The following is a 13,544-nucleotide window of genomic DNA, read 5'->3' on the forward strand; positions in this document are numbered from 1 at the left end:
GTTGATTGATTTGGTCTTTTTCCACTATCTGAATCCGAAGTTGATACCAAAGGTAAAGGTGCTGAATTCGGAAATGTTGTATTCCGCATTGATTCTAAAGAAGCCCAGTTTCAATTTTGTACCCAAGTTTGCAGAAACTCCACTTGCATTTTGAGAAACCGAAAAAGGATCAACGACAGTTTCTGAAAAGAAAGGTCCGTTGGCCTCGTATGTACCTAAAAAGTCTATGTCAGATTTACCGGTGATATAGCCAATTCCACCATAAAAGTTGATGACCGGAATGTTTCTGGTAGACACCACAGTACTAAAATTCCATGTATTAAAGGATGCCTCTACGCGTTGGTCACTGCCATCAATAATTGATAGTTCCGTAAAATCATATTCTCCGTTCAAATTGGTATATCCAATTACCGCAGAAATAGCAACGGGCAAAATTTTATCCGCTGGCAACATCTTGGTGAAATCGTATTGCAATCCCGCACCAAAAAGTCCGATTTTGGCATCATCAAATTTGAGCTTAGGCAAGAAACGAGCCTTTACTTCCAAACCTTTTACCAATCCCACACTAGCCTGTATATATCCTGAGGGGACAAAGTTGAAATCTTCGGCGGATAAACCGGTAGGCAACTCAAATTCCTCACGGAAAAGACCGCTGTCGTCTTCAACAAAAGCTTCCACTCCTTCAATATCCCCTAATCCAGTAGCCACCAATCTGGCCTGTCCGGGATTTTCTACAAAATCCAAATTTTCATAATCCGCAGGATCTAATAAAAATGCCTTTTTATCATCTTTATTTTTGAATCCGGTCGAGTTTAGAATTACAGAAATCTCGAAGCCCCCCAAAGGTTTGGCATCAGCGGTATTGTACCATCCATTGGAAATTCCATAAATGGAGGCTTCAGAAACCGGTGCCAAATAGGAATTGGCAAATTGTTCTGCATCTTCCACTCCGGCCACCAAAATACTGTTCAAGCCTTGAGCTTTTGCGTAGGTTACCGCGATCAATGCCAGTAATAAAGTTATCTTTTTCATAATATGAGGTTTTCACCAAAACTAAAAAACTCGCCCTTTTGGGGCGAGTTTTTGTTGTGAAACACCTGTAATCTATGCATCAATATTCGCGTAGACGGCATTTTTCTCTATAAATTCACGTCTTGGTGGCACTTCGTCACCCATTAACATAGAGAATATTCGGTCTGATTCCGTTGCATTGTCAATTTTTACCTGACGCAATTTTCTAAAATCCGGATTCATGGTCGTATCCCAAAGCTGCTCGGCATTCATCTCCCCAAGACCTTTGTATCGTTGGATACTTGCGCCACCGTTCATTTCCGCATTGATTGCATCACGCTCTTTGTCGTTCCAAGCATATCGCTTTTTGGACCCCTTCTTCAATAAATATAATGGAGGGGTGGCAATATATACGTGACCGCCTTCTATCAACTCCCGCATATATCGGAAGAAAAACGTTAAAATCAAGGTTTCAATGTGACTACCATCGACATCGGCATCACACATGATGACCACTTTATGGTAGCGAAGTTTATCCAAGTTCAATGCTTTACTGTCCTCTTCGGTACCAATGGTAACACCAAGGGCGGTATAAATATTTTTGATTTCTTCGTTTTCAAAAACCTTGTGTTGCATGGCTTTTTCAACGTTCAAGATTTTACCCCGCAATGGAAGTATGGCCTGGAAATTTCTGTCCCTGCCCTGTTTAGCAGTTCCCCCTGCGGAATCTCCCTCTACCAAGAACACTTCGCATTTGGTAGGGTCTTGCTCGGAACAGTCGGAAAGCTTCCCTGGTAATCCACCAACACTCATAGGGTTCTTACGCTGGACCATTTCACGAGCCTTTGCAGCGGCGTGCCTGGCCTGTGCAGCAAGTTTTACCTTCTCCACAATCTGCTTGGCATCATCGGGGTGCTCCTCTAAATAAATGGTCAACATTTCGGAAACGGCCTGGCTCACCGCACTGGTCACCTCGCGGTTACCCAATTTGGTTTTGGTCTGCCCTTCGAATTGCGGCTCGGCAACTTTTACGGAAACAATCGCGGTCAATCCTTCACGAAAATCATCTCCTGATATCTCGAATTTCAATTTATCCAACATACCGGAATTATCGGCATATTTCTTTAACGTTGATGTTAATCCCCGTCTAAAACCGGATAGGTGGGTACCTCCTTCGTGTGTGTTAATGTTATTCACATAGGAGTGAAGGTTTTCGGTATAACCTGTATTGTAGACCATGGCCACTTCCACAGGAATACCGTTCTTTTCTCCTTCCATGGAGATTACATTCTGGATCAAAGGTTCCCGAGTTCCATCCAAGAACTTGATAAATTCCTTAAGACCTTCCTCCGAATGGAATGTCTCACCTATAAACTCTCCTTTTTCGTCCTTGTTTCTTTTATCGGTAATCGTTATGGTAACACCTTTGTTCAAATAGGAAAGCTCACGCATCCTATTGCATAGGGTTTCATAACTGTATTCTGTAGTTTGTGTAAAAATGGAATTGTCCGGAACAAAAGTGACAATGGTACCCGTTTCATCGCTCTCACCAACGCTTTTTACTGGATAGAGGGTCTTACCTCTTTCATATTCCTGTTCCCAAATTTTTCCATCTCTATAAACCGTAGCTTTTAAATGTACAGAAAGGGCATTAACAACCGATACACCAACACCGTGCAGTCCACCGGAAACCTTATAGGAATCCTTGTCGAACTTACCACCGGCACCGATTTTGGTCATAACAACTTCCAAGGCGGAAACCCCTTCTTTCTTGTGAAGGTCCACAGGAATCCCCCTACCATTATCCTGAGTGGTTATGGAGTTATCCTCGTTGATGATTACGTCTATCCTATCGCAATGACCGGCCATGGCCTCATCAATTGAGTTGTCCACTACTTCGTACACCAAATGGTGCAATCCACGGACCCCTACATCCCCAATATACATGGAAGGTCTCATACGTACGTGCTCCATGCCCTCAAGGGCCTGGATACTATCCGCCGAGTATTGTTTTTTGTTAGCTTCTTCGCTCATATATTTTTAAGTATTTGCCTCAAAATTTCAAATCTTACAAATATAATCAATACCCCTGGCAAATGGCCTCTAAGAGCCTGTTGAACAGCTTAAGTTATCAACAAATACTGTGGAAAACAGCCTATTTTCAAGAGCTTCCCTTTAGATCTTGTCCCACAACTAAAAAGCCCCTTGGATAAGGGGCTTTTCGGACTAATTAAAAAATGAAACAAATGTTCAGATTTACTGCTTCATAACGTTTGGTTGGTTTAAATTAAGGTTATTTCACATACGCATCGGTATGGACATTGGCCACTGCCCTGCCCGATGGGTCGTTCATGTTCTTAAAGGCTTCATCCCATTCCAAGGCAATCTTGGTGCTACAGGCTACTGAAGGCTCCTGAGGAACACTCAAGGCAGCTGCATCTGAAGGAAAATGACTTTCAAAAATGGAACGATAATAATATTCTTCTTTGGATGTTGGTGTTTGTATCGGAAATTTAAAATGGGCATTTTCCAATTGCTCATCCGTAATTTCTTCATCCACCATGGATTTTAGGGTATCTATCCAGCTATATCCTACTCCATCGGAAAACTGCTCCTTTTGTCTCCACGCCACACTTTCTGGCAAATAATCCTCAAATGCTTTACGCACCACCCATTTTTCCATACGCTCTCCATTGATCATCTTATCTTTTGGGTTGATGCTCATCGAGACATCCATAAATTCCTTGTCCAGGAAAGGAACACGTCCTTCGATCCCCCATGATGCCAAGGATTTGTTAGCCCTTAGACAATCGTACATATGGAGTTTATCCAATTTTCTCACGGTTTCCTCGTGGAAATCTTTTGGACTTGGTGCTTTGTGGAAATATAAATATCCCCCGAAAAGTTCGTCTGCACCTTCACCTGAAAGCACCATTTTTATCCCCATGGATTTGATGACCCTGGCCATAAGATACATGGGCGTGGAGGCCCTAATGGTGGTAACATCATAAGTTTCCAAGTTATAGACCACATCTTTGATGGCATCCAAACCTTCTTGAATTGTAAACTTTATCTCGTGGTGCACCGTACCGATATGGTCCGCTACCTTTTGGGCGGCCGCCAAGTCTGGCGAACCTTCCAAACCCACAGAAAAAGAGTGTAATTGTGGCCACCATGCATCGGCTGTATCCCCGGACTCGATTCTTTTTTGGGAGTATTTTTTGGCAATTGCGGAAGTCACCGAAGAATCCAATCCTCCTGAAAGCAATACTCCATAAGGAACATCCGACATTAGTTGACGGTGTACGGCAGCTTCCAGAGCATCTTTAATTTTCTGAATGCTGGTTTCGTTTTCTTTAACGGCGTCATACTCCATCCAATCCCGCTTGTACCATTTTACAAACTCACCATCGGAGCTGTGCATATAATGTCCGGGAGGAAACAGTTGGATTTTGGAACAGGTTCCCTCTAAAGCCTTTAATTCCGAAGCCACATAAAAGGTTCCGTTTTTGTCCCAGCCGATATATAATGGAATAATCCCCATATGGTCACGGGCGATGAAATATTCATCTTTTTCGGAATCATAAATGGCAAAACCGAATATCCCGTTCATTTCATCCACAAAATGAGCACCCTTTTCTTGATATAGGGCTAGAATCACCTCACAATCGGATTGTGTTTGGAAATCATATTTCCCTTCGAACTGCTTTCTTAACTCTTGATGATTATATATTTCGCCATTGGCAGCCAGTACCAATTTACCATCTGCACTGAACAGCGGCTGTTTTCCTGAAGCTGGGTCCACAATGGCCAATCTTTCATGAGCCAAAATAGCTTTATCATTGGCATAAATACCACTCCAATCGGGCCCTCGGTGCCTTACTTTCTTAGACATCTCCAACAATTGGGGCCTTAGTACTTCCGTACTTTCTTTTACATCAAATGCGCAAACAATACCACACATAACATTTAATTTAATAACAATTTCAAAACAAAAATGAACTTAAACATTTAAATATAAAAGTCTAAATTAACTATTAGTAACAATTAAATACTTTTTATTCTATATTAGTCATATATTGTAATATATAAAACGCTTTATTGTTTTATCCCAATCGCATTGTAAGATTTTTTAATTTTCACGTCTGTATATTTGAAAAACATTTAATTAACTAGTTTTACAAGGAACTTAAATCACAATCATGAAGAAATTAACATTATTACTTTTAGTGCTTTGCACCAGCTTGGTTTTTACCACAGATGCTACGGCGCAGAAGTTTAGCGGACTTGACAAGAGTCCTGCAGACATCGCCTACTACCCAGCTAGCTCAAGAGAAGCTGATAAAGCGGCTCGTGTCATTTATAGTCGTCCACAGCTAAAAGGGCGTAGTTTGGCAGAACTTGCCCCTGTTGGAAAGGTTTGGAGAACCGGCGCAAACGAAGCCACGGAAATCACATTTTATAAGGACGCCAAAGTAGGCGGTAAAACCATTAAGGCTGGTTCTTACTCCTTATTTACCATTCCGGGTGAAAACGAGTGGACCGTAATCTTGAACAGCAACCTACACCAGTGGGGCGCTTATTCTTACGATAGCGATGCCGATGTGGTACGAACTACTGCCTCTGCTTCTAGTGACAGTGAAGAATTGGAAGCTTTTGGAATTGCTTTTGATGATGACGGAAATATGGTTATGGGATGGGGAACTACAAGAGTTACCTTGCCTATCAGCTACTAGAAAATTTTAGCTATTACAGTATAAAAGCCCCATTTTGGGGCTTTTTTTTATTGTTTTTAGTGAGTTTTCACTTTGTTCAGCGTGACAAAAGAATATTATTTTTTCTGAACACCACCCAAGAAAACGTTTTCCGCAGATAGATTTGGAATTTCTTCTGATGGGATAGTCATTATATCATCGCTCAGAATAACGAAATCAGCAAATTTACCTGGCTCAATACTTCCCTTTTCATCTTCCTCAAAATTGGAATAGGCTGCCCAAATAGTCATACCCTTCAAGGTTTCTTCCCTGCTCAGGGCATTCTCCATTTGAAAACCGCCTTCGGGATATTGTTCCACATCTTGACGGGCCACCGCTGCATAAAAGGTCAAAAATGGGTTGACCTGCTCCACAGGAAAATCGGTGCCCAAAGCAACCATTCCCGCTTTGTCCAACAGGTCTTTATAGGCATAAGCACCCTTAACACGCTCTTCGCCCAATCTATCCTCGGCCCAGTACATATCGCTGGTAGCGTGGGTAGGCTGAACGGACGGAATGATGCCATTTTCAAAATAATCAAAATCGGATGACGAGATTACCTGCGCGTGTTCCACTTTCCACCTGCGGTCGGTTTTTCCTTCCAAAGCTTTTTCATATGCCCGGAGCACCACAATATTGGCAGAATCTCCGATGGCGTGGGTGTTCATTTGGTAGTCGGTTGCGGCAATTCGCTGTGCCAAAGACTCAATTTGGTCCACCGGGGTCACCATAGCTCCAAAATGTCCAGGTTTATCGGAATAGGGTGCTCTTAAGGCAGCTCCCCTTGAGCCCAGTGCGCCATCACCATACACTTTTACAGAACGAACATTAAGCCCTTCTGTTTTAATGATGCCTTTGTCCAAAAAGTAATCCAGATTTTCGGGATAGTTAGATACCATCGCGTACACACGTATGGACAATTCGCCCGCTTGCTGCAGGCTATCAATCAATTCAATGATATCTCTGGACAGACCGGCATCGTTAACCGTAGTCAACCCATAATCCAAAGAAATCCGCTCAGCATCTTTAAGTGCCTGTATTTTTTGTTCCAAACTGGCCGGTGGCATTACCATATTGATCAACCCCATTGGATTATCGACCAAAACTCCAGTTATTTCTCCATTTTCCTTGACGATTTCACCACCTTCTGTTTCTGTACCGGCGGTGATGCCCGCCATATCCAATGCTTTCTGGTTGACCAGATAAGCATGGCCATCAATGCGCTCTAATGCAACAGGGGTATCGAGAAATAGTTCATCCAATTTGTCCTTGGTCGGAAATTCTTTGACCTCCCAATCGTTTTGGTCCCAGCCTCGCCCTAAAATGAAATCTGATGGACGCTCTTTTTGAAAGGCCACTACCTTCTCCACTACTTCATCAAAACTCTTGGTACCTACCAAATCCACCACTTGTTGATTCTGGCCCAGGCCATAAAAGTGACAATGTGCATCAATAAGGCCGGGAACAATCGTTTTGCCTTCGGCATCCAATTGCTCTTGTGCGTTATATTTTTTAAAAATTTCTTGCGAATCGCCAACGGCTACAAATTTTCCGTCTTTTACAGCTAAGCTGGACGCTTTGGAAAAATCATCATCTACAGTGTAGATATTGGCATTGGTAACAATAAGGTCTACTTCTTCTTTAGTGTTGCAAGAAAAAACTAGAATGGCAGTAGCAATTAAAAGGAACTTTTTCATTTCTGTTGGTTTCCTCCAAAAATAGAAAAAGCACTGATAAGTTCACGGGTTTTCGTCCTCAAACTTGGTCATCACAAATTCCACTCTACGGTTCTTTCTTCGAGCATCTTCGGTTAGTGTGGTATCCAACGGCTTGCTATCTCCAAAACCCTTGGATGTAATCCTGTTTTTATCCAATCCCAAATTGATTAAATACTGCGCCACCGAACTCGCTCTTTCACGAGAGAGGATGTCGTTGTATTCATCGGAACCCAAATCATCCGTATGCCCGTTGATAGCAACCTTTAGGTTGGGGTTTTTCTTGAGGTGCTCATAAACATCCCGTAGACTCTCCTCTGCTTTGGGCTGCAAATCAAATCGGTCAAAATTGAAATTCACGTGATCCAGCACATAAACTTCATCCGTTTTATATTGTGGTCCCAGATAGATCAACGAAATATCATCCACATAATAGTAGGCATAACCTCCCTCTTTTTTTGATGGATTCTGGCTATCCAGATAAGAAGTACCCGCATTGCTTTTGAAATTTCCAAGTATGAGGTAATTTTCAAAACCTTTTGAAACGATATCAATATTCAGTTCCATCCAGTTTTGTTTATCCTGATAATATCCGGTAACCGGAAATTGTTTGATATGTGATGTTTGGACTGAACCAGATAAAAGCTCTCCCTGGCCGAGTTCCCTTTTGGTGTGGATTGAAACTGGTTGTTCCGCGAAAACGGCTCCCATATCCATCACGGCACCATCGGATTTTTCAGAAAGACTTAAGAATAAGGTCAACCGGTAGCGACTTCCCTTTTTAAGTGTTTGTGTTAATGGCACTTGAATATACTCACGGTAATCACGAGGGGCGAACAGGTAAAGACCCGCATAAGCAGTACCTTCGTAAGGTTCTTGTTTGCCCTTGAAGTTCATGGGAACACCCAATTTGGTACGGCTACATTCGTTAAAGTAATCGGTGGTTCCCAAGGTAGGGGCGCTCCAATAGGCTGCATCTTTATTAAGATTGCTCATTTTAACGGGACAAAAACTATACTCTTCAAAACCACCATTTTGCACTAAGTTTTGTCCAAACGTCAATGAGGCGAGCATCAAAAAAGCAAGCAAAAAAATGTTATGTAACGGTCTTGGTTGCATTATTTCCATTTAACTGGGAACGGTCAACTATTGGAACATCAACGAGTTGACCGAAAATAATGAACGGTATTTTTAACAATTTATTGCGTATTCTCCTACAGTCTAAAAATCAAACTTATAGGATACGCCCGCCAAAGCTTGGAAACCTTGCACCCTAAAATTGGCCCAACGCTGGTAATTGTTGTTCGCAATATTGGATGCTTTTACAAAAATGGAAAGTTGTTCATTAAACCGATACCCTACGTGTGCATTGGCATCAAAAAAGCCATCCAAAGTGACAGGCGTGTACACTATAGGTGGATCTGCTATATTTATTGGACTGATTGTTGACAATAAATCATCCCTTTCTCCCACATAGAACAAGTTTGCTCCCATATACCATTGATCGGTGATTTGATAATCCATAAACAAAGAGCCTTTAATGGAAGGCAAATTCCACGCTGGGTTATCCGTCTCGGTATCGTAATCATAGAATTCTCCATTTACGCCCAACGAAAAGTTACGATTGATATCCACATTGATTTCCCCGAACACGCCCAAGGTTTTTACATCATCATAAAAAACCTGAAAGGAATTGCCATAATAATAGCTTTTTTCATCCATTCTGGATGTGTTTATGGTATTATGAAAGAAAAGTGGTTTTCTATTCTCCGCCATGTATGAACCTTTGATGTTGTACCCTACATTGGAGGTCAATTGCCCTTTTAGTCCCAAATATCCTTCATATTGCTGGTCAGTGGGGACAATGTCCAAAGTTGGTGACACATAAGGGTTTTCATCTACAAAATCGTGATAGGAGTTTTGCTTCAACTCTCCTTCGATTCCCCCGTAGGCAATGACATTTTCGTCCATAACACGGTATGATGCCGTTACAGCGGGGTAAATATAAAAGTTGTTCTCGCTGTTCTCCATATCCAAACCGTAGACAAGGTTGGCTCCCAAATTGATGGTAAGGTCATCACGCAAAATCAAAAGACTTGGGGTTACCCCTGCCTGTAAATTGCTATATTTTTTTTCTCCATCGTTTGCCCCTTCTGTAATGGAACCATTTTGAAAACTGCCCCCTACATAATCCACCTTCGCGGAAATCGTAATCAATTCCTCGGTAATGGGAAGTTCAAAAGTGGGGTTAATGACAGCTCGGTTCTCGGCGGACTCCGTGGCATCCCAAAAACGCCTCAACAACACATTACCACTTTTAAAATAGGAGTCTTCCATATTAAAATGGGCCTTGGCCTCGGCATTGAAATAGTTTTGCGTCTCATCCATCGCATTGATTTCATCCTCACTGAACAATTCGCTCTCGATGCCGTACCAATTGTAAAGCTGGTGTTGCAGACCAATCGCAGCGCCCCAATCCATATAGCGATCCTTTTTCGCGTAGGAAGCATTCAATTTGGTATCGTAGAAATCCGTTTCCAAGGGTGTAAAATCCAAATCACCACGGGATGAGTTGTGGGTAAGGCCAAAATCCAACAAATCTTCACCTCTATTAAATTCGCGGCTCGTATAAAAATCCACCAAGGCATTATTGTAATTGCCCAAACCGACGGATGCATACGAATTGTACAAAGTGGGCGGTGGTGTTTTTTCCACTCCCGAAGCCTTGCCCTTTGCAGGTGTAAAAGTAGAGGCTACGGGGACGGAAAATATGCTGTAATTGATTTTCTTCTTTTGCAGCACAATAGAATCGTTCAAAGATGGTGAGGATTTAATCTTAAAGGCATCCGAAACGGTGGGGGAATACGGTTTCACGACCGTTACCGTTTCCGTACCAATGTTATCCTCTTCTTGGCCGATAACAGCTCCGCAAAGGCTCAAAAAAAGTAATGAAAATATATAGGTTCTCTTTTGCATCTTGTGTCTCGTTTAATTTTCGTTGGGGTCTACGGATGAATTGCTCTCTGCTTCTTTGGCCTTGATGGTGGCCAACTCGCTTTCTGCTTCCGCAAGGATTTCCTCAAATTCAGAAAAATTGGAGATGACGCTTTCCAAAATGTAGGTGGCCTGGAAGGCATCTCCCAAATTGTAAAAGTTCTTGGCCATGATTACCAAGCCTTTTCCTGCCCATTCCTTGTAGGCCGCATAATCCTTGGCCAATTTTTGAACGGACTCGTTGGATGCTTCAAAAGCCTGTTCCTGATTTTTAAAATACGCATCGTAGTACCACGCTTCGGCCGCAAGTTCTCCTGAAGCAATTTTCCGAACATCTTGATAGGCTGTTTTTGCCAAACTTTCATTATCAGTGGCAATGGCGGAACGCGCAATCATAATCTGTGCATCACTTTTGATGCGATCATCGATTTTTGGGGCGTTCAACACTTTTTCAGCATAATCAATAGTTTGTGAATAGTCCTTCTGTCCGTAAAAACCTTTCATCAAATTGGATTGTGCAAAGGTTTTATTCTCAGAAATATCAGCCGTGTTTTCCAATCTTTTTAAATACGGAATGGCACTGTTGTAATCTTGTTTTTCCACGTAGATTTCACAAACACGGGTCAAAGCTTGTTCCGTATATTCTCCATTGCCTCCATCGGCAACGGCTTTGTATTTAGGCAAAGCTTTGTCTTTTTCGCCATTGGCAAAGTAGAGCTGTGCTAGGGCAAAATTGGCGTTCTGGGCGTGCAATCCATTCGGAAACTCTTTTAAATAATCCTCATATCCGCGAATGGCGGCCGGAATTTTGCCTTCGATTTGTTTTCTTTCTGCGGATTCAAAACTGGCATTGTCCAGTTCGGAATCAGTCACCTCCACAAAATCCAAGTTTCTGGCCCAAGCTGCGTATTCGCTAACTCGATCTTCGTCCACATAAACCAATTTGGCCGTTGCCACCGCTTGTTTGGCTTCTTGGGTGTTAGGATATTTTTGAACCACCTCTTTTAGCTTGTCCAACGCTTGATCATTACGACTTGAATTGTAATACACCAAACCGGAACGCAACAATCCTCTTGGCGCAAACCTACTTCCCGAGTATTCATCCACGATTCTATCGTAGGTCTGGAGCCCTAAACTTTCTTGGTTATTGTTGATATATGAATTACCCAATTCAAACAAGGCATCATCCCGCAATGATGATTTAGGAAACAACCTCAAGAATTCGTTGAGACCCTCAATCTTTGCTGAATTGTTGCCCAAAAAGCCATCGCAAAGTGTTTTTTGGAAGGCAGCATAATCCCGTTCGGGGCCGTTCATCTTTGATGAAGCATCGTAAGCTTTTCTTGCCAGTTGATATTTACTGTTTACAAAGTAACTGTCTCCTAAGCGCAAGTAACCATCATTTTTTCGTTGATCATCAATGGCATTGGAACTCACCACATTCTGAAAATAAGATATCGCGTTGTTGTAGTCTTTTAGTTTAAAATAGGAGTAGCCCAAATTATAATCCAACTGGTCATATTCCGAAAGTGATTTGGCTGCTGGCGAATTCTGGAAACGCACAAAATCGACCAAGGCTTCCTCAAAACGGTTCAGTCGGTAAGCAGATTCTGCTTTCCAATACAGGGTGCGAGCTTCAAAACTGGTATTTTCCGCATTTTTCAAAGATTTATCAAATCGCTCCCAAGCACCTTCGTAATCACCATCAATAAAAAGCTCAATGCCTCGGTAATAGGCCACTTTTTGATAGGTTTCTTTGCTTGCGTAGTTTTGATTTTCCTCCAAAAGCTGCATCGCTCCTTCAAAATTTCGAGAGGTAATGTAAGAGTCCACCAAAAGTTCTTGGATCTCCATTTGATATTCATCCTTTGGATATTTTTCCAGATAGGTGGTTAAAACCTGTGGAACGGGTTCGTAGGCATTCCCAATTTCGTAGCTCAAACGGGCATAGTTCAACCAGGCATCTTTTTGGATTTCTGGACTGAACTCCATTTGCGAAGCATTACGGAAAGCATTTAGCGCTTCGGATTTTTTATCCAACTTTAAATAGCATTCCGCCAAGTGATAATACGCATTTTGGGAAACCGCATTGCTCCCACCTATAATTTTATTGAATTGCTGAATGGCTTTTTGATAATCACCCAGTTTATAATGGCTGTAGCCTAGCAAATAGTAGTCGGTGTTATTTAATTTGCCCCGTTTGCCCTTATATTCTTCCAAATAGGGAATCGCTTCGGCATATTGTTCCAAATTGAAATAGCTTTCGCCGATGATCTTGTTGAGTTCCGAAACTTCTTGACGGTTGCTTTTGGACAACTGCTTTTTCGCCAATGCAATGGCTTCTTCAAACTTGCCCAATTTAAAATTTAGGTCCGCCTGATAATACGTCAACTTTTCATCCAATAATTCAGGATCTTGAATCTGGTCAAATCGGGCACTTGCCGAATTGTAATCGTCTTGCTCATAAGCGATGTACCCTAAATAATATTTGGCCTGCGAACCATACTTTTGGGAGGTAGTGACCTTGTTCAAATAACGTTCGGCTTCTTGCGGACGTTTGGACGTGTACAAAGCGTACCCATTATTAAAATTAAAACGGTCGCGCTCGGAATACGGCATCGAATTTTCATCAATCTTTTTGTACCATTTTAAAGCGTAGGGGTATTTTCCAGTTTCAAAATAGTAATCGGCCACATCTAAAAAAGCAGAATTTCTTTTGGTGGATGTTGGATATCTTTCCACAAAATCTTCCATCATTTTATCCGCTCCGCGCTGGTTCAAGCGAATGGCGGCATTGGCGGCATAGTAAGCGCTATTGGCTTCGGTTTCGCCATCTTTGGTGGTTTCCTTTACCGACTCAAAAATGTGCTGGGCCGCTTGGTATTGCTCGTTGTTATAGAGCGCCAAGGCATCTTGATAGGCTTTATTTTCGTGGGTATATATTTTGGTTTCCTGTGCGGAAAGCACAAAAAAAGTTCCCAGTAATATGGGAATTGAAAGGAGTTTTTTTCGATTCATAGTGTTCTACGCTCTTCTCGATTGACTTTATTCATAACGTCAAAATTAAGGC

Annotated in this window: 8 protein-coding genes; 1 reads left to right on the top strand and 7 read right to left on the bottom strand. The window is 42.1% G+C overall.

What is annotated here, in order from left to right:
- Positions 1-24: 24 nt before the first annotated feature.
- The 3 genes from J4E06_RS01345 to asnB form a co-directional block, all read right to left on the bottom strand.
- Positions 25-1,032 carry a DUF6588 family protein gene (locus J4E06_RS01345; protein ID WP_349522247.1) on the bottom strand — a complete coding sequence of 336 codons (1,008 nt, stop codon included), beginning with the start codon at positions 1,030-1,032 and terminating at the stop codon, positions 25-27.
- Positions 1,033-1,104: 72 nt separating this feature from the next.
- The gene (gyrB, locus tag J4E06_RS01350) at positions 1,105-3,045 is read right to left on the bottom strand and encodes a DNA topoisomerase (ATP-hydrolyzing) subunit B (RefSeq protein WP_349522248.1); all 1,941 of its coding nucleotides are present in this window, start codon (positions 3,043-3,045) and stop codon (positions 1,105-1,107) included.
- 259 nt (positions 3,046-3,304) lie between these two features.
- The gene (gene asnB, locus J4E06_RS01355; protein ID WP_349522249.1) at positions 3,305-4,975 is read right to left on the bottom strand and encodes an asparagine synthase B; all 1,671 of its coding nucleotides are present in this window, start codon (positions 4,973-4,975) and stop codon (positions 3,305-3,307) included.
- A 238-nt stretch (positions 4,976-5,213) separates the two neighbouring features.
- On the opposite strand from asnB, the gene J4E06_RS01360 reads away from it, so the two are divergent.
- Complete coding sequence (locus J4E06_RS01360) at positions 5,214-5,747, top strand: DUF2911 domain-containing protein (RefSeq protein WP_349522250.1); 534 nt, start codon at positions 5,214-5,216, stop codon at positions 5,745-5,747.
- Between the two features lie 95 nt (positions 5,748-5,842).
- On the opposite strand, the gene J4E06_RS01365 is transcribed toward J4E06_RS01360, so the two are convergent.
- From J4E06_RS01365 to J4E06_RS01380, 4 genes are all read right to left on the bottom strand, one after another.
- A complete protein-coding gene (locus tag J4E06_RS01365) occupies positions 5,843-7,462 on the bottom strand; it encodes an amidohydrolase (protein ID WP_349522251.1) in 1,620 nt (539 codons plus the stop codon).
- A 42-nt stretch (positions 7,463-7,504) separates the two neighbouring features.
- Positions 7,505-8,599 carry an OmpA family protein gene (locus J4E06_RS01370; RefSeq protein ID WP_349522252.1) on the bottom strand — a complete coding sequence of 365 codons (1,095 nt, stop codon included), beginning with the start codon at positions 8,597-8,599 and terminating at the stop codon, positions 7,505-7,507.
- Positions 8,600-8,701: 102 nt separating this feature from the next.
- A complete protein-coding gene (locus tag J4E06_RS01375) occupies positions 8,702-10,456 on the bottom strand; it encodes a TonB-dependent receptor (RefSeq protein WP_349522253.1) in 1,755 nt (584 codons plus the stop codon).
- A 12-nt stretch (positions 10,457-10,468) separates the two neighbouring features.
- Positions 10,469-13,492 carry a tetratricopeptide repeat protein gene (locus tag J4E06_RS01380; RefSeq protein ID WP_349522254.1) on the bottom strand — a complete coding sequence of 1,008 codons (3,024 nt, stop codon included), beginning with the start codon at positions 13,490-13,492 and terminating at the stop codon, positions 10,469-10,471.
- Positions 13,493-13,544 lie beyond the last annotated feature (52 nt).

This window comes from Allomuricauda sp. NFXS6 (assembly GCF_040148835.1).
GTDB lineage: Bacteria > Bacteroidota > Bacteroidia > Flavobacteriales > Flavobacteriaceae > Flagellimonas.

Excerpts from the sequence above, each read along its gene's own strand:
- J4E06_RS01345 (WP_349522247.1), bottom strand. The coding sequence starts at position 1,032 with ATGAAAAAGATAACTTTATTACTGGCATTGATCGCGGTAACCTACGCA.
- gyrB (WP_349522248.1), bottom strand. The coding sequence starts at position 3,045 with ATGAGCGAAGAAGCTAACAAAAAACAATACTCGGCGGATAGTATCCAG.
- asnB (WP_349522249.1), bottom strand. The coding sequence starts at position 4,975 with ATGTGTGGTATTGTTTGCGCATTTGATGTAAAAGAAAGTACGGAAGTA.
- J4E06_RS01360 (WP_349522250.1), top strand. The coding sequence starts at position 5,214 with ATGAAGAAATTAACATTATTACTTTTAGTGCTTTGCACCAGCTTGGTT.
- J4E06_RS01365 (WP_349522251.1), bottom strand. The coding sequence starts at position 7,462 with ATGAAAAAGTTCCTTTTAATTGCTACTGCCATTCTAGTTTTTTCTTGC.
- J4E06_RS01370 (WP_349522252.1), bottom strand. The coding sequence starts at position 8,599 with ATGCAACCAAGACCGTTACATAACATTTTTTTGCTTGCTTTTTTGATG.
- J4E06_RS01375 (WP_349522253.1), bottom strand. The coding sequence starts at position 10,456 with ATGCAAAAGAGAACCTATATATTTTCATTACTTTTTTTGAGCCTTTGC.
- J4E06_RS01380 (WP_349522254.1), bottom strand. The coding sequence starts at position 13,492 with ATGAATCGAAAAAAACTCCTTTCAATTCCCATATTACTGGGAACTTTT.